Below are 17,802 nucleotides of genomic sequence, written 5' to 3' on the forward strand. Positions count from 1 at the left end.
TTCTTTTGAGCATGACATTTCCGCAGCTGCTTATTGAAAGGGCATACATAAATGGGTCACAAGTTGCTTTAAGAGAAAAAGAATTTGGAATTTGGAATGAGATAACGTATGAAGCGTTCTTGGAGAAAGTTAAGAATTTCAGCTTGGGATTGGCCTCTTTAGGACTAAAAAGGGAGGATAAGCTAGCCATTATCGGCGATAACAGACCTGAATGGGTAATCAGTGAGCTTGCTGTGCAAAGCTTGGGCGGCATTTCAGTTGGAATCTATCAGGAATCCTTATCTGCAGAACTTAGTTACATTATTGATAATTGTGACGCAACTATAATAGTTGCGGAAGATCAGGAGCAAGTGGATAAGCTGATGGAGATTAAAGACTCCATTCCTAAAGTCAGAACGATTATTTATTATGATTCACGGGGCATGAGAAGTTATCGGGAGGATTTCCTGTTTGAATTTGAAGAGGTTCTGCAAATGGGACAAAGCTGTCACTCGGAGCAGCCTGATTTATTTTCGCAGGAAGTTGATAAAGGCACTGCAGATGACGTGGCGATTTTATCATATACTTCAGGAACGACAGGCAATCCGAAAGGAACGATGCTTACCTACCGGAATCTGCTGGATATGGCTAAAAATTTGTCAGACATTGATCCGCTGACGGACAAAGATGAATATGTTTCATTCCTTCCGCTTGCCTGGATCGGGGAGCAGATGATGACCCTTGCGATGGGCTTATACAATGGAATGACAATTAATTTCCCTGAAGAGCCTGCAACCGTTTTGGAAGATCTGCGGGAAATTGGGCCACAGGTTATGTTTTCGCCGCCAAGAATCTATGAAGATATGGTGTCGCGCTTTCAGGTCAGAATTCAGGATAGCGGCTGGCTGAAAAGAAAGATATATAACTGGTGCAAGCCGATAGGCGAGAAGGTAGCTAAAGCCCATTTTGGGAATAAACCTGTCAGCGCAGGTACGAAGGCTCTTTATAAAATTGCTGATTATGTGATGTTCAGTGCAATTCGCGATCACTTTGGACTTTTGAAGATCAAGCGTGCTTATACCGGCGGTGCTCCTTTGGGCCCGGATGTATTTGAATTCTTTCACAGTATTGGAGTCAATGTAAAAAGCATTTACGGGCAGACAGAAGTTGCCGGCATATCCATTGTGCACAGGGATGGCGACATTAAGCTTGATAGTGTCGGAATTCCTATTCCGGGAACAGAAGTGAAAATTTCTGATGAAGGGGAAATTCTGATCAGGAGCTCGAGTGTGTGCAAAGGGTACTACAAAAACGAGAAAAGCACAATCGAAACCATACAGGAAGGCTGGCTGCATACAGGGGATGCAGGGAGGCTGGATAAGGAAGGGCATTTGTATATCATTGACAGGATTAAAGATGTCATCCGTCTTGATACAGGTGAGATGTTCTCCCCGCAATTTATCGAGAATAAGCTTAAATTCAGCTCGTTCATACAGGAAGCGGTAGCAATCGGGAAGGATCGCCCATATGTGGTTGCCATGATCAATATTGATATGAAAAATGTAGGGCGCTGGGCCGAGAAAAATCAAATCAGCTATACCACGTATACCGATTTATCTTCCAAACCTGAAGTGCTGGAATTAATCGAAAAACAGGTGCAGGAAATCAACCAGACCCTGCCTGAAAAAGCCCGGGTTAAGAAATTCGTACTTCTATATAAAGAACTGGATGCCGATGATGAAGAGCTTACAAGAACAAAGAAAGTCCGCAGGCAATTTGTTGCTAAAAAATATCAGGCATTGATCGACGGGCTTTATACAGAGGACAAAAAAATACGTGTAAATGGCACGATCAAATATCGTGACGGCATGGAACAAACCATCCAAACAACGCTTCAAGTCATTTTTATGGATGAAGGAGAGGGGGCAGCTTAATGACTTTTTCTTGCAGATGCTTGTAACAGGAATCGTGGTAGGAAGTGTTTATGCACTTGTGGCATTGGGCTTTGTGCTTATTTATAAATCCAGTGACGCCATCAACTTTGCACAGGGTGAGTTCCTTTTAATTGGAACGTATGTATGTTTAACGCTTATTACAGCCTACAACATCCCGTTTATAGCAGCCCTTTTAATTGCGCTTATGTTCAGTGCCGTTTTGGGATTTGTCATTGAACGGATTGTTCTGAGGCCGTTTATCGGAGAGCCGGTCATATCCATGATAATGGCGACGATCGGTTTATCGAGTGTTCTTGCCGGGATTGTCCATATTATTTGGGGCCATGAAACACGTGTGTTTCCAAAAATCTTCTCAGAGCAGCCTGTTAATCTGGGTGAAATTGTCATTGCGCCCGTCTATTTATGGTCACTTTTAATCGTTGTGGCTATGCTAATCATTTTCACTCTATTTTTCAAATATTCGAAGCTGGGAATTGCGATGAGGGCAACCGCAGATGATCAGCAGGCAGCGATGTCGATGGGAATCAGCGTAAAAATGATTTTCGCAGTTGCCTGGGCGATTGCTGCCATTGTTTCAGCAGTTGGAGGCATCCTTCTCGGGAACATAAATGGTGTTAATGCATCCCTTTCAGCGATCGGGTTAAAGGTACTTCCGGTTGCCATCCTTGGGGGACTTGACAGTATCCCAGGGGCCATCATCGGCGGACTGATTATCGGCATTCTTGAGAGCCTGACCGGGGGATATCTGGATCCATTGGTTGGTGGCGGTCTGAAAGAGGTTATGCCGTTTGTCATCCTCGTATTTATCCTTATGTTCAAGCCATATGGTTTGTTCGGAAAAAAGAAATCGAGAGGGTGTAGCCGAGTGAGAAATCCTTTTGTAATGGATTGTGGAGAATTCCATGTGAATTATAAACAAGATATGGCTATCTGGAAAATAACCAGAGTAAGGATGCGTGTCTTCATTCTTCTGGCTGTATTTGCAGTATTCCCGATGTTGGCATCCGATTATATTATTGGACTGGCTACGCTTTGCGGAATTGCCGCGATTGGTGCTATTGGTTTGAACATCCTGACGGGTTTTACCGGCCAGATTTCCATAGGGGTAGGCGCCTTTCTGGGGGTAGGCGGTTATACATCGGCCATTCTGACAGCAAAGCTGGGGTTAAGCTTCTGGATTGCTATGCCGACAGCCGGCATTGTGACGGCGATTGTAGGCGGACTATTCGGATTGCCTTCCTTAAGGCTAAAAGGATTATATCTAGCCATTGCCACCCTGGCAGCACAGGTAATCATCCTGTTTGTTATTTCCCGCTGGGATGCGCTGACTGGCGGAACAGCCGGAATGGTCCTATCCAGGCCTGAACTTGGCAGTTTTGTCTTTTACAGTGAGCGGAGCTATTATTATCTGATGTTTACGGTGCTGATTATTACAGCCGCCTTTACCTTAAACCTCTTCCGATCGCGGGTCGGCAGGGCATTCATAGCAGTCCGTGACCGTGATGTCGCTGCAGAAGTTATGGGAATCGATTTGTTTAAGTATAAGGTATTGGCATTTATTGTTAGTTCCTTTTTCGTCGGCATCGCCGGAGCTTTACTGGGTCACTATACGATGGTTGTAAGTCCCGAGCTTTACAGCATCACAGTGTCCATTGAATACTTGGCAATCATACTGGTAGGCGGTTTAGGGAGTGTATTCGGGTCGATTTACGGAGCCGTTTTTATTACACTGCTTCCGGTTGTCCTCAGGTCAGGTGTAGAAATGATGAGCGGGGTTTTCCCAGACTTATCTGCAGTCTTAATAGGAATGAAAGAGGTGGTATTTGGCCTCGTGATTATCTTATTCCTGATTTATGAACCGCAGGGGCTCGCAAAAATATGGAAGAATATTAAAGACTACTTTAAGCTGTGGCCGTTTTCTTATTAATTCCCGGGTAATAATTTCTGAAAATTTTGAAAGCAAAACTTTCAAATTTTTATAAAAAAGAGGTAAAAATGAGGGGGAACATTATGAAGAAGGTGTGGAAAGGTTTATTGGCAGCAACATTAATGGCTGGAATGCTTGCTGGCTGTTCAGGAGGCAGCGAGGGAGCATCCGGTGACAAGAAAGGCACTGTCAAAATCGGCGGTATCTTTGACCTAACGGGCGGTACCGGTGATGTAGGAACACCATATGCAGAAGGTGAAAAAGCATTTTTTGAATCCATTGCAGGTGAGGAGATCAATGGCTATAAGCTCGAATTAATCGGTGATGACTATGCTTATAAAATTCCTGAAGCTCAAAAACTTTATCAGAAATTAAAATCAAAGGATAAAGTATCGGCTATTTTAGGATGGGGAACAGGTGACACAGAAGCTCTTCGCCAGCAGGTGGCAGCCGACAAGCTTCCATTCATCTCGGCTTCATACTCAGAGAATCTAAAAAATATTGACGAAAGTCCATATAATTTCCTGGCCGCCGCTTCTTACTCCGACCAGGCAAGATCTGTACTGAAATGGATAAAAGACAATCACACTGGCGGCACACCTACTGTTGCCTTAATTTACAACGATACGGCTTTTGGAAAATCCCCAATTGAAGATGCCAAAAATTATGCACAGGAAAATGGCATTGAAATTGTTGATGAGCAAATAGTTGACCTGAAAACACTTGATGCAACCTCCCAATTACTGAACATGGAAAAGAAAAATCCTGATTATGCGATTATCAACCAAACTTGGGGGCAACCGCAACGATTCTCAAAGATGCTAAAAAGCTTGGCCTTGATACAAAATTCATCGGTTTAAACTGGGCTACCGGAGAAGGCTTGCTTCCAATTGCGGGCGATGCGGCTGAAGGATTTATCGGGGTTGTCACACATGCATTCCCTTATGAAGATCTTCCTGGAATGGAAGAAATCAAGAAGTTCGTAGAAAGCAAGGGAGAAAAGCTGGAAGACAAAAACCAGAAATTTATCCAGGGATGGGTTTCCGCAAAAATTATGGTTGAAGGCCTAAAACTTGCTGAAGACCCGACTTCAGGCGAAGGGATCCGATCTGGCCTTGAGAAAATCTCAAATCTTGATCTTGGCGGTCTAGCTGCCCCAGTTACATTTTCACCTGACAATCATGCTGGTACAAACCAAATTCGGTTGGCAGAAGTCAAAAACGGCCAGTTTGAAGTGTTCACTGATTATATCGGCTACTAAAATGGTGGGGGCGAGGTTTTATACCCGCCTCCTGTTAACTTTTAAAGGCTTGGATCATTACTAGATTGAGAACTTGGCAAATAAACTCGAAATTTGGCAAACAAACGATTTGAATCCGCAAACAAATCTCAGATTTTGCAAATAAACCGAGAAAACCAGCAAACAACAAATGATTCAGAACTTGACCTTGGGACGAATAAATAGAGAAAGAGTTTATAAAGCTGGGAGGACAGATGAATGCTGACAATAAACAATGTCGAAGTGATGTACGATAAGGTCATCCTTGTACTAAAGGGGATGTCAATGGTGGTGCCCAAAGGGAAAATAGTTGCGTTGCTCGGCAGTAATGGCGCCGGGAAAACGACTACCCTTAAAGCCATTTCCGGACTGTTGAAAAGTGAGAATGGTGAAGTAACAGACGGATTTATCGAGCTGTATGGGGAGCGCATTGATGTAAGCGATGCTGAAACCATCGTAAAGAAAGGCATTTTTCAGTGCATGGAAGGAAGGCGCGTATTCAAGCACCTATCTGTGGAAGATAACCTGATTGCGGGTGCACATACCAGGAAAGACCGGAAGAATATTAAAAGTGATATTCAAAAAGTCTATCATTATTTTCCAAAGCTTGAAATGCTGAAGCACAGGCAGGCCGGCTATCTGTCAGGAGGAGAGCAGCAAATGCTGGCCATTGGCAGGGGGATCATGGCAAAGCCAAAGGTGCTGCTTCTTGATGAACCTTCATTAGGACTGGCCCCACTATTAGTAAAAGAGATTTTCGGGATCATAAAAAAATCAATGAAGAAGAGGGGACCACGATATTGGTAGTTGAACAAAATGCCAATGTTGCCTTATCGATTGCCGATTATGGATACATCATGGAAAACGGCCGGATTGTGATGGATGGAACGGTGGACCGGCTCCTTTCCAATCAGGATGTGCGTGAATTTTACCTGGGAATGGGGGATAAGGGACGGAAAAGCTATAAAGATATTAAATCTTATAAAAGAAGAAAGAGGTGGCTGTAGTGGAAAAGCTGAAGGAAGTGATCCAGCATGCCTATGACAATGCAAGAGGCTTTAAAAGTCAGCTTGATGAGGCACATATTTCTCCAAGTGACATTCTATCTCTAAAGGATTTACAAAAAATTCCCGTGCTTAAAAAAGACCAATTGCCGGAACTGCAATCTGCAGATCAGCCCTTCGGAAGCCTTTCAGCTGTAAAGCCTAATGAGATGGCACGAATCTTTATGTCACCAGGACCAATTTATGATCCGCAAACCACCGAGAAGGATTTTTGGCGTTTCTCAGAAGCTCTCAGGGCAGCTGGTTTTAACAGTAATGATATTGTTCAGAATACATTTTCCTATCATCTTTCACCGGCAGGCTTTATGTTTGACTCGGCACTCCGAGAATTAGGAGCAACTGTCATCCCGGCAGGAACCGGGAATCGGGAACTGCAGATTCAGATCATGAAGGATACCAGGGTAACCGGCTATGTGGGAACTCCCAGCTTCTTTAGCCTTTTACTTGATGCCCTTGAAGAAAAGGGATGGAAGATGGGAAATGATGTTGTCTTGAACAAAGCTTTCTTTACTGCTGAAATGCTGACTGAACAAATGCGGAAAAGGTGTGAAGACAATGGAATTTCGGTATATGAAGGCTATGGGACTGCGGATTGCGGATGTATTGCTTTTGAAGACAAGCAGGGCCCGGGGTTGAGAATAACTGATTCTGCCATCGTGCAAATCTGTGACCCGCAGACTGGATGGGAGGTTTCAGATGGAGAAGGGGAAGTGGTTGTCACTCTATTTGATAAGAGCTACCCGCTCATCCGCTTTGGCACGGGCGACCTCTCCCGCTGGGTTAAAGGGTACGAAGGAAAAAGGATTGCAGGAGTGCTGGGGCGTGTTAGTGATGGTGTAAAGGTAAAAGGAATGTTTGTAAGAGAAAAACAGCTTGCAAAGATCTTGAATGAAGCAGGGTATTCGATTTTCCAGGCTGTTGTCACAAATGAGAACGGGCAGGATCAGCTTGCCATTTTCATAGAGTCTGAGGAAGGCTTGGAATCTGAGCTTTCAGCAAAAATTCAGGATGTGATCCGGGTCAAGCCAATCCTGAAATTAACAGCGGCAGGCTCAATTAAAAAGGATGATAAGAAGCTGGTGGATAACCGGAATTACGAATTAAAGAAGGTGTAGTCAAAGGAGGCTGATTGAATCGGCCTTCTTTTTTATAGAGAACTGAAAAGGATTTCTAATTTTGAACTATGAATAAAGGCGAAAGTGGATCATGAATAAGAGAATGGGAGTAAATCTTTCACATTAATGACGAAAATGCGCTAGGGGAGAGGAAAATGGTAGTTAACCAGCCGGATTAACGCTGAAAATGTGGTTGTGAAGAGGAAACTGGTAGTTAATCGACTGGATTAACGCCGAAAATGTGGAGGGGAGGAGGAAAAGGGGAGTTAATCGACTGGATTAACGCCGAAAATGTAGAGGGGAGGAAGAAACTGATAGTTAACCAGCCGGATTAAGGCCGAAAATGTGATAGGGGAGAGGAAAAGGGTAGTTAATCAGCCGGATTAAGGCCGAAAATGTAGAGGGGAGGAAGAAACTGATAGTTAATCAGCCGGATTAAGGCCGAAAATGTGGTAGGGGAGAGGAAACTGGTAGTTAATCGACTGGATTAAGGCCGAAAATGTGGAGGGGAGGAGGAAAAGGGTAGTTAATCGACTGGATTAAGGCCGAAAATGTGGAGGGGAGGAGGAAACTGGTAGTTAATCGACTGGATTAACGCCGAAAATGTAGAGGGGAGGAAGAAACTGATAGTTAACCAGCCGGATTAAAGCCGAAAATGTTAAGAGGGAAAAAACGGTAGCTACTCAGCTGCCAACAACAAAGATAGAGTAGCAATCCCAAATGGTGCCGCTAATTAAACATTAAAGGCTGCCATCGCTATTCTCACACTCCATTACCAGAAACAATCCTTTATAATAGGAAGCCACATTCGTAACCTTCATGCCGGATTTCTGAATAGACAGAAGTGTATCACGGTTTAGGTGGCAGCCGTCACAAATTCGTTTCCATAGAGGATTCAGGGCTTCCTGGGCAAATGCCAGAGCGGGCTGCTCCATTTTAACATGCTCAAAGAATAGTATTTTTGCCTTTGGCTTACATACTCGTCTGATCTCCGCTAGCGCTTTGTCAGGATTTGGTATCGTGCAGAAAACAAGAGTGGCAACTGCTGAATCAAAAGTTTTGTCCGCAAATTCAAGAACTTCAGCTGACTGCCGGTGGATATGGATAGGTACTGCGGCCGCATTTTTGCGAGGAATAGATTTTTCAATCATTGCCTGGTTTGGTTCAATGGCATCGACCCGATCCGCCTTTTTGTATAAAGGGAAGTTAATGCCTGTGCCGGCACCAACTTCGAGTACCCGGCCGTCCACCATGGAAAGAATTTCACTTCTGATTTTCCGGAATTTTCTTTTTTCTAGAGGCTGCATGGCCAAATCATATAGGGATGGGAATAAGCTGCTCAAAAAATTCACTCTTTTCATAATAGCTGTCTTTTTCTATTTTACTCTTATCCTAAAATGAAACAAGCCGGTACCTCTCTTAGGGGCACCAGCATCAAATAATCAGGGAGGCTGTCGAACATCTCGTTAAGCTTCTCATACGTGTCCGGATACTTTGCCTCATACTGAAGGTAGGTTGGAACTGGGTAGCGCACACCGCCTTTGTGGGTTTGCTGTAATCCCTCAGCAAACTCATCTGCCATGGAAAAAGGAATGGTAAAGGCCATTTCGTGATCATGTGTCTGCCCGAAAACCCGATCTCCATAGCATGGCAGGATCACTTGCGGCTTACCGGTTTTTATGGTCTTAATAACGATATCGGCACAGTCAGCTCTAGCCGTAAAAGTGGATGTAATTTCACCGCCCGTATGATAGAGGGCAGCCGCAACCATTCTCATGACTTGGGCTGAATTACCATAAACAGTGATTACTTCCGGTTCAAATGCTGCTCTCCCCAGAGGAGCCATTAATACAGTTCCGGCTTCCTCTTTTGAAAATTTAGGAACTGCCGCTTCGGTTAAGGCGCCAAGGTCACAGGTTTTTGTATACATGCCATCTGTTAAGCTGCCTTTTGAGTAATAGTCGAGTTCCTCTTCAAATCCAAAAGCGATTTTGGCAATTGGGCATGATAAGTCTTCTTTGCCCATGGCAATGGACCAGCCATATCTTCTAGACATTGTCACACCCTGACAGATGCTGAATGTTTTGCCAAAGTCTCTTGCCGGACGTTTTACCCTGACAGGCAATTCCTCCTCTTTTTTCAAAACTCTTATAGCCAGCGGAAAAGTATCGGGTCTCACATATGTAAGAATCGCAGTTTCCAGATCAGAAAGTTTTTGGGCTTGAATCGTTTCCTGCATCATGATCCCTCCTTTAGATATTAGATTAATTCTGTAAATTATATGGATTAACCTGCATATTTAGGCTTTATTTTAGAAAACATCATAATATTCCAGTTGACATGAAACCAAAAGGTTGTATATGATTTAAATGAAACCAAAAGGTTGTATTTTATAATTAAAGGAGAGTATGTAAATGGAAACACTTCAGGATATTAAACAAACAGTTATACTTAGTGCCCCGATTGAAAAAGTTTGGAAGACAGTCTCTACTTCGGAAGGGATCGAAGCGTGGTTTATGCCAAATGATTTTAAGGCTGAGCTGGGCTATGAATTTCATATTCAGTCCCCATTTGGTCCGTCCCCGTGTAAGGTCACAGAACTGGATGAGCCCAACCGGCTTTCTTTTAAATGGGATACAGATGGATGGTTTGTATCTTTCCTATTGAAAGATTTGGGCGGCAAAACTGAATTTACTCTTATACATGGCGGCTGGAAACAGTCAGATGAACTGGTTGAGAAAGCTCAAGCTGAGAGTGCAGTTATCCGTGAAAGAATGTCACATGGATGGACTGGAATTCTTGCGAAGCTTGGCAAGGTTGTTGAGGAATAATGGGTGCTTCTGCCAGGAAACATGATGTGTTTCAGGCAATCGCCGATCCAACTAGGAGAGAAGTATTGAGGCTGCTGGCTGAAAAAGAACGCCCGATCTCAGAGATAAGTGCTCATTTTCCCATAAGCCGTACCGCCATATCAAAACATCTTCAGATCCTTTCTGAAGCTGAGTTAGTAAAAGGGAAAAAGGCAGGCAGAGAAAGAATCTACCATCTCCAGCCTGAGCCGCTGACAGAATTGAAGCAATGGCTGTCCTATTATGAACAATTCTGGAATAATAAGCTGCAAAAACTTAAATATATACTTGAAGAAGAAAATGAGTGATGTCCTGAAAAAGAGCTTCTGCAGCTCTTTTTTCTTTTGTCTAAAAATAAGGTCTTTATTCTTAAAGATATAATATAATGATATTTATGATTAATATTTTGAGAAGGAGTCCTTAGGATGTATCAGACATTTACTTTACAGGAGAAGATCAGGCAAATTACCATCATGTTAATTCCCATTTTAATCACGCAGCTTGGCATGTTTGCAATGGTCTTTTTTAATACGATCATGTCGGGAAGATATAATGCTTCCGACCTTGCTGGCGTAGCGATAGGCTCCTCCATTTGGAATCCTGTTTTTACCGGGCTCAGCGGAATTTTAATGGCTGTATCTCCAATTGCGGCTCAAGCGTTTGGAGAGAAAAAGAACAAGGAAGTAACTTCTATCGTAAAAAATGGAATATTTCTGGGCTTTGTTATTGCCTTTGCAGTCATTCTGTTGGGTTCATTTTTGCTTGACCCGCTGCTAGATAGCATGAATCTGACTAATGCTGTGGAAGCAACGGCTCGGGGCTATCTTGTGGGACTCAGCTTTGGAATCGTTCCTTTATTCATATTTAATGTTTTAAGATCTTTCATCTATGCACTCGGCAAAACGAGAGTTGTAATGGTGATTTTGTTTTGTTCGCTTCCAATCAATTTCTTTCTGAATTATGTCCTGATATTTGGCTATTGGGGATTTCCTGAACTGGGAGGAGCAGGTGGAGGGTATGCAACTTCTATTACTTATTGGTTCATCCTTGTCATGACTGCTTTTATTATAAAAACGAAGGAGCCTTTTTCAAACTATACGATATTCAGCGGTCTTAATGATTTTTCATGGGATAAATGCAAAGAAATCTTAAAGATTGGAGTACCCATGGGATTGTCAATCTTTTTTGAAACGAGTATGTTTGCAGTGGTGACCATCTTAATCAGTAAATTCAATGTGACAACTATTGCCGCTTATCAGTCTGCATTAAACATTGTTTCCTTCCTGTATATGATCCCGATCAGCATTTCCATGGCGCAGACAGTGTTAGTCGGATTTGAAGTGGGTGCAGGCAGGTATAAGGATGCAAAAGCCTACAGCTGGCTTGGCATCTATTTAGCCGTATTGATTGCCTTGTTTACTGGGCTGCTGGTCGTATTTTTCCGCTATGAAGTTGCAGGTTTTTATTCTACTGATAGTGCCGTTATTGCCTTAACTGCCCATTTTCTGATTTACGCCCTGTTTTTCCAGATTTCTGATGCCATCCAAGCTACTGCACAAGCTGCATTAAGAGGATATAAAGATGTGAATATTTCGTTTGTTATCACATTGATTGCTTATTGGCTGATTTGTCTGCCTGCTGGCTACGTTCTTGCACATCATACCAGCCTCGGGGCTACTGGATATTGGCTTGGCCTTACCTTCGGGCTTCTTGCTGCAGGTGTTTGTCTTTCAATGCGGCTCATCTTTATCCAGAAGAGGAAATTTATCAATGAAGAAATTCGGGAAGCAGGCTAAAAACCGTCTGGCCGTTTATTGCGGCATTGACGGTTTTTTTATTTGTTAAGTTTTTTTTGACATCTACCTGACATATTGCCCGGATATAGTAAAGTCGAGGTTAAGAATGCTTGGCCTTGAAAATATTCAGGAGGTATAGGAATGAAAAAGACAATCATTGGTTTTAGCCTTGCAGGTTTATTATTGGCAGGTGGATATGCGACAACATCTTTTGCATCTGATACAGTAACTTCTGCAGAAAAAGGCGAGTTAAGCTGGAAATTTAAAAACAAGTGGTTTGGACATCATGGCAGGGGGTTTACTAATGACTCTGAATCTGTCCTTCAAAGGGCTGAAGAGCTCGGCATTAAAACAGAAGGAAAAGATGCCGAAACTTTAATTGGTGAAATCAGGGAAGAAGAAATTCTGAAAGTAGCGAAGGAGCTTGGGATTAAAACGGATGGAAAAGATACTGAAGACCTTATGAAGGAAGTAATGCTTGCTAAGCTGAAAAAGGAAGCTGCAGAATTGGGCATCAAGACAGAAGGAAAAGATGCAGAAGCTCTTCATGAAGAAATCGGTACAGCAAAACTGAAAGAGGAGGCCAAAGAACTGGGAGTATCGACTGAAGACAAAGATTTGGATACTCTTAAGAAAGAAATACAGGCTGCTTCCTTAAATAAGAAGGCAAAAGAGCTTGGGATTTCTACTGATGGAAAAGACTTGCAGACCTTATCAGAAGAAATATACACAGCGTCCGTAAAAAAAGAGGCAGAAAAGCTGGGAATCTCCATAGAAGGCAAAGATATCAGGGAAGCTTGGCAAGAGGTATTTTCCGTGATGGTCAAAATAGAAGCGAAGGAACTGGGCATATCAATAGATGGGAAATTTATTCAGCAAATTGCTCAAGAGGTCAGGGAGAAAAAAGTGACTGATCTCGCTAAGGACTTGGGTATTTCCACCAATAATAAATCAACAGCAGAACTTATCTCGGAAATAGAAGAGAAGGACAGTGCTAAATTACAGGATGTACTCGGAGAAAATTTTATGGATATTAAAGGGTTGGGCATGAAGGAAATGAGAGGCAGTCATGGGCATGGGAAAGATGGCAGCATGAAGCAGCGCGTATCTAAAGAAAGTCTAACTGAAACAGATACAGACTCAGGCTCTTTGTAATAAGTTTTAAAAATCCCCGTGTACAAATCCGGGGATTTTTCTTGTATAGTTAACATATTGGAGGAAAGTAAAATGAAAAAGATCCTTGTGGCAGAAGATGAATTGGCTATTTCCAGGGTTTTAAGCGCCTATTTGCAGCGAGAAGGGTTTGAAGTTCTAACAGCATATGACGGCACCAGTGCTCTTGAGCAATTTTTCAGTCACTCACCACAGCTTGTGATCCTGGATATTATGATGCCTGGCATGGATGGCTGGAGTGTGCTTGAAAAAATTCGTGAAAAAAGCGCATGTCCTGTTATCATGCTTACAGCGCTGGGGGATATTGATTACAAGCTGAAGGGCTTGAATACAGGTGCAGATGATTATATTTCAAAGCCTTTTATCGGAGATGAGGTTATTGCACGTGTGAATGCCGTATTGAGGCGATCAGCAAATGTGTACACGGATGAACATATAAAACAATATGGAAGTTTAACGATAAATTTTAATGCGCATACCATTTTCCTGAATGGCAAGGAAGTAAGTTTGACTCCGCGAGATTTATCATTGCTTCTGTTTTTGGCTGAACGGCCTAACAGAACTTTCACCAGGGATCAGTTGATTGAACATGTCTGGGGAATGGATTATGACGGAAGCGACCGTGCTGTCGATTTGGCCGTAAAGAGGATACGGCAGGCATTAACAGACTGGCCGGAAACAGAAGGTGAAATAAGGACGCTCAGAGGAATGGGGTACCAATTCCATGTTTATGAAAAATAACAAAAGAACAACACTGCTCCGCTATTGGACAACCCGCTATCTTATTACACTTGTCATCGGACTTATCTTACTGGCAGCGGGATCTATGTGGTGGATCAGGCAGACAACTCTTGAAAACCGGCTGAATTTGCTGCAGTACGTTGCTGTTGAAACAGCAGATCGTGTCGTACAGCAGGACGGCGGCATCGAATTTGATCCATTTTTTAATAGAATGCTGGAGGAAAGAGCGAAGCTGCTGGAATTTAAGTTTGATCCCCAGGTTTTTATAAGCGATTTAAATGGACAGATATTATATAAAAAATCTGGACGTATGCAGAGAAATAACCAGGCTGGTCCCAATCTCGGAACTTTGCCTGCAGATTTGCTTGAGAACCAAAAGAACGTCCAAAAACTGGAGACAGAGGATGGTCAGGCGGTGTATGCTGTTAAGTCGGAGATATCATTCGATAATAACCAGGTTGGATGGGTCGTGGTGGTCCAAAGCGCAGATGATTTGACGAATGTAAATCAGGAATATTCCTTGTTATTTATCATGCTCACAGGATTGGTTTACTCGGATGGAGTGTCATTTATTTTCTTTCCAGGAAAATTTCGAGACCCATTCAGGAAGTGGCTCAAGCTGCCTCGAAGGTCAGCGAAGGTGACTATAAAATCGAACTGAAAGCCAGGGCCAATGAGGAAGAGATTCATAATTTAATCATATCGTTTAAAGAAATGACTGAGCGGCTTATGCACCTTGAAAAACTTAGGGCAGAATTGCTGGCTGGGGTCACACACGATTTGAAAACACCTGTCACATCTATAAGCGGTCTAATTCAGGCAGTGCGTGATGATGTTGTAAGCGGGGAAGAAAAAGAGGAATTTCTTGATATTTCTTTAAAAGAAGTCAGCCGTTTGCAGAAAATGATTGAGGACTTGCTCGATTTTAATTCTCTTTCGTCCGGTGCTTTTTCAATCAGGCCCGAAAACTGTGATATGAATAAGCTCGTGCAGAATATTGTAAGGCAATGGGCACTGGCTCAGAAAGGCCATTTTCACTATCGTGTAGAAGTGCCCTCTGAAACCATCTGCAGATCAACAGACCCGTACCGTCTGCAGCAGATTATGATTAATTTATTGAATAATGCTTATCATGCCATTGATGAAGATGGCAGCATTACTGTTATATTGAGTGAGAAATTTATTGAGGTTCATGATACTGGTTCAGGAGTAGCGGAAGAGGAGCAGCCTTATATTTTTGAGCGTTTTTACAGGGGTGAACAGAAAAAGCTGAAAGTAAGAGGGCTTGGCTTGGGGCTTCCATTCAGCAAACTGCTGGCTGGTGCTTTGCACGCAAATTTATTTCTAAAAGAAAGTTCGGCAAAAGGCAGTACATTTACGATTATGTGGGAAGAAGAAGGGTAGGTATAAGCTGGGAGACTTGCTTGCCTATCTCTTTTTTTGGAGGTGAATAAAAAACTCTGCACGATAAGATGCTGAAAGTTGAATGGATTTTGACTCGCAGGCGGCAAATTTCAGCAGCTATATTTCAAAGGTTTTTTTCATATTTAATAAGGGTTTAACAGAAGCATATACATTTTTGACTCCGAAATAATCTTGAGGGTAGAATAATAATGTTCTTTAAATAGATGACTAGACAGCAACGAAAGTATAAAATGAGGGGGCATTCGATGGAGACTAAATCTTCCAAATATGAAATAAATGTAAATGGATCTTTATTCGATTGGGATTTGGATGATGCAACGTTTAGATTTGAGAACGACGATGTGGTAGTATTTTGGATAAACACAGCTTTCAAGACACTGCTGGACTCCATTGAAGAAATCTCTGGTGAAGAGTCGGCCAAGCTTGTGCTGGAAACAGCAGGGTACCGTACAGGGAAAATTGTCAGCAAATTTTATTTGGAATCGAATAAAGAAAAAGAAGACATTATCAATCATCTGCCCAATATTTATCTAACTGCTGGTTGGGGAAAAACAGACATTGTTTCCTTCTGTCTCGAAGAAAAGAAAGCCATTGTACGTGTTAACAGCGGCTGGGAATATAAGATTAATATTGCTCAAAAGAAAAAAACAGAAGGCACTTTTTTGCCTGGACATTGGGCAGGGGTGTTAAGCGGCCTGTTTGAAACAAATATATGGTATAAAGTGAGGCAAAGCCAGGTCCAGGGGGACCAGTATTCCGAATACGAATTTTTCGAATCCGAAATTACACCTTCCCAGAATATTAGCGCAATGATAAAAGAGCGGACACAGAGCTCCCAGAAAGAGCTGGAAAAGGAAATTGCTGAGCAGACCAGAGTATTGTCTGAAATCATTAAAGAGATTTCTTCTCCTATTATACCTGTGATCGATTCCATTTTAGTCATCCCTTTGGTTGGAAGATATGAAGAGCTGCGGGCAGAGGAATTGCTGAACAGAACATTACTGAATCTTCCCCGATATAAAGCTGAGTATCTAATACTGGACTTAACTGCATTAAAAGGGGTAGATCAATATACTCTGGATTTCCTGAAGAAATTTGTCCGAGCCGCTTCCCTATTGGGCAGCAACTGCATATTTGTCGGGATTTCACCAGAACTTAGCCTCCAAATAATAGAGAGCGGAAATAAAGAAACACAAATTCCTTGTTTTTCTATTCTGCAGCAGGGTATCACCCACGCACTGGATCAATTGGGATTGGAGATTTCTACTAAAAGATAATGAGGAAAAACCAGCATTTAGGGCCAGTGCTGGTTTTTTACTGCTTATTAATGCAACTAGACTTTAACGATATTTCCTTCTGCAGGTATCGGATGAGCTTTCAACATTCTAGCAAAATGGATTAAATTATAGGCCATTATTTTGGCATGCTGTCTTGTGAAGTCATTTTCATAGCCCTTTGCTTCAATGAAGGATGGGCCGGGACCAGCCTCTCCAACCCAATAGGTGTCAACATTTGGCGGTATGGTGAATCCCATATGGGAGAGTGAATATAGCACAGAACGCGAAACATGTTTGGCTCCATCTTCATTGCCGGTCACCACTACGCCGCCAACCTTATTGTAATAAATATACTGCCCTTTTTCATTGGTCAGACTGCTCCCTCCATATAATCTTTCGATCACTTTAGTGGTGATGCTGCTTTGCTCGCCAAGCCAGATGGGAGAACCAAGGATAAGGATATCTGCCTCTTCAACCTTCTTAAAAATATCCGGCCATTCATCCTCCTGATCCACAGCTTCAGAAGTAATGCCATATCCAATCTTAAAGTCTGCAGCTGTAATGACCTCTGTTTCCACTTCCGTTTCATCAAAAAATTTAATAACCTCATCTATAAGTGCATCGGTATTGGAGGGTTCACTGCTCTTTTTTAGCGTACAGTTTAATACTAAAGCATTAATTGTCATGGTTAATCAACTCCCTTTCTATTATCCAATACTCTTAATTCCCTTTACTTTGGTTCAAAAACAATAAAATAAAGGAAATGTGATGATTTTAACGAATTACATAAATTGGAATGGGATGGGAGGACTGAAAATGATCTATGAAATGACGATTCAATTCAGGGTGCTGGACATGAAAAAGGGACTGTGGTGGTACGAAACTTTACTTAATAAACAACCTGATTTCATTCCGCATGAAGGTTTTGCAGAGTGGGAACTCATCACAGGGTGCTGGCTTCAGATAGCTGAGGGAACTCCCAGTATAGGAAGCGGTCCAATTAGGCTGGGTGTGCCTGATCTTGAACAGGAACGTGAAAGGCTGATCACAGAATTAAAAATAACACCATTTGATATCCATTCGAGGAAAGAAGTCCCTGTTAAGTGGGCAACATTCTCGGATCCCTGGGGAAATAGAATTGGATATTTTGAATATATCGATAAGCATGAACGGGAAACTCAAATAAAAAAGGTAATCAAAAATGAACGGGGGAGATGACAGC

At 42.4% G+C, this 17,802-nt stretch carries 15 protein-coding genes and 3 pseudogenes; 15 read left to right on the forward strand and 3 right to left on the reverse strand.

Going from position 1 to position 17,802, the window contains the following annotated elements; all coding sequences use genetic code 11:
* Nucleotides 1–11 precede the first annotated feature (11 nt).
* From M5V91_RS03305 to M5V91_RS03330, 6 genes and pseudogenes are all read left to right on the forward strand, one after another.
* Nucleotides 12–1,913, forward strand: coding sequence for an AMP-binding protein (locus tag M5V91_RS03305; protein WP_192908963.1), 1,902 nt, complete (start codon nt 12–14; stop codon nt 1,911–1,913).
* Nucleotides 1,914–1,929: 16 nt separating this feature from the next.
* A pseudogene (locus tag M5V91_RS03310) lies at nt 1,930–2,685 on the forward strand (branched-chain amino acid ABC transporter permease); the annotation flags it as partial.
* 114 nt (nt 2,686–2,799) lie between these two features.
* Nucleotides 2,800–3,861, forward strand: a complete 1,062-nt coding sequence (locus M5V91_RS03315) for a branched-chain amino acid ABC transporter permease (protein WP_019382495.1) — start codon at nt 2,800–2,802, stop codon at nt 3,859–3,861.
* An 83-nt stretch (nt 3,862–3,944) separates the two neighbouring features.
* Nucleotides 3,945–5,122: pseudogene (locus M5V91_RS03320) on the forward strand (ABC transporter substrate-binding protein).
* Nucleotides 5,123–5,359: 237 nt separating this feature from the next.
* Nucleotides 5,360–6,147: pseudogene (locus M5V91_RS03325) on the forward strand (ABC transporter ATP-binding protein).
* Nucleotides 6,147–7,319: a phenylacetate--CoA ligase family protein gene (locus M5V91_RS03330; RefSeq protein WP_019382498.1), complete on the forward strand. Its 1,173-nt coding sequence runs from the start codon at nt 6,147–6,149 to the stop codon at nt 7,317–7,319. Before M5V91_RS03325 ends, M5V91_RS03330 begins: the two are co-directional and overlap by 1 nt.
* Before the next feature lie 740 nt (nt 7,320–8,059).
* On the opposite strand, the gene M5V91_RS03335 is transcribed toward M5V91_RS03330, so the two are convergent.
* Nucleotides 8,060–8,662, reverse strand: coding sequence for a class I SAM-dependent methyltransferase (locus M5V91_RS03335; protein ID WP_251174984.1), 603 nt, complete (start codon nt 8,660–8,662; stop codon nt 8,060–8,062).
* A 44-nt stretch (nt 8,663–8,706) separates the two neighbouring features.
* Nucleotides 8,707–9,561, reverse strand: a complete 855-nt coding sequence (locus M5V91_RS03340; protein WP_284521714.1) for a DUF169 domain-containing protein — start codon at nt 9,559–9,561, stop codon at nt 8,707–8,709.
* Between the two features lie 172 nt (nt 9,562–9,733).
* Between M5V91_RS03340 and M5V91_RS03345 the strand changes: the two genes are divergently transcribed.
* From M5V91_RS03345 to M5V91_RS03380, 8 genes are all read left to right on the forward strand, one after another.
* Complete coding sequence (locus M5V91_RS03345) at nt 9,734–10,150, forward strand: SRPBCC family protein (protein WP_251174983.1); 417 nt, start codon at nt 9,734–9,736, stop codon at nt 10,148–10,150.
* Nucleotides 10,150–10,476, forward strand: coding sequence for an ArsR/SmtB family transcription factor (locus M5V91_RS03350; protein ID WP_251174982.1), 327 nt, complete (start codon nt 10,150–10,152; stop codon nt 10,474–10,476). The genes M5V91_RS03345 and M5V91_RS03350 overlap by 1 nt, the downstream gene beginning before the upstream one ends.
* A 117-nt stretch (nt 10,477–10,593) precedes the next feature.
* Nucleotides 10,594–11,964 (forward strand): MATE family efflux transporter, encoded by a 1,371-nt coding sequence (locus M5V91_RS03355; RefSeq protein ID WP_009333570.1) that lies wholly within the window; start codon nt 10,594–10,596, stop codon nt 11,962–11,964.
* Nucleotides 11,965–12,105: 141 nt separating this feature from the next.
* Nucleotides 12,106–13,119, forward strand: coding sequence for a hypothetical protein (locus M5V91_RS03360; protein WP_251174981.1), 1,014 nt, complete (start codon nt 12,106–12,108; stop codon nt 13,117–13,119).
* A gap of 72 nt (nt 13,120–13,191) precedes the next feature.
* Nucleotides 13,192–13,878 (forward strand): response regulator transcription factor, encoded by a 687-nt coding sequence (locus tag M5V91_RS03365; RefSeq protein WP_251174980.1) that lies wholly within the window; start codon nt 13,192–13,194, stop codon nt 13,876–13,878.
* Entirely contained in the window at nt 13,862–14,539 is a 678-nt protein-coding gene (locus tag M5V91_RS03370; protein WP_284521715.1) for a hypothetical protein, read from the forward strand. Before M5V91_RS03365 ends, M5V91_RS03370 begins: the two co-directional genes overlap by 17 nt.
* Nucleotides 14,488–15,282, forward strand: coding sequence for a HAMP domain-containing sensor histidine kinase (locus M5V91_RS03375; RefSeq protein WP_284521716.1), 795 nt, complete (start codon nt 14,488–14,490; stop codon nt 15,280–15,282). The genes M5V91_RS03370 and M5V91_RS03375 overlap by 52 nt, the downstream gene beginning before the upstream one ends.
* 266 nt (nt 15,283–15,548) lie before the next feature.
* Nucleotides 15,549–16,580 (forward strand): STAS domain-containing protein, encoded by a 1,032-nt coding sequence (locus M5V91_RS03380; protein ID WP_251174978.1) that lies wholly within the window; start codon nt 15,549–15,551, stop codon nt 16,578–16,580.
* Nucleotides 16,581–16,636: 56 nt separating this feature from the next.
* Here the strand turns inward: M5V91_RS03380 and M5V91_RS03385 are convergent, their stop codons facing one another.
* On the reverse strand, nt 16,637–17,266 hold the full coding sequence (locus M5V91_RS03385; RefSeq protein WP_009333575.1) for a flavodoxin family protein: 630 nt from the start codon (nt 17,264–17,266) through the stop codon (nt 16,637–16,639).
* A 130-nt stretch (nt 17,267–17,396) separates the two neighbouring features.
* On the opposite strand from M5V91_RS03385, the gene M5V91_RS03390 reads away from it, so the two are divergent.
* Nucleotides 17,397–17,798 (forward strand): VOC family protein, encoded by a 402-nt coding sequence (locus M5V91_RS03390; RefSeq protein ID WP_019382508.1) that lies wholly within the window; start codon nt 17,397–17,399, stop codon nt 17,796–17,798.
* The last annotated feature ends 4 nt before the right edge of the window (nt 17,799–17,802 follow it).

The sequence above is a fragment of the Cytobacillus pseudoceanisediminis genome (assembly GCF_023516215.1).
Lineage (GTDB): Bacteria > Bacillota > Bacilli > Bacillales > Cytobacillaceae > Cytobacillus > Cytobacillus pseudoceanisediminis.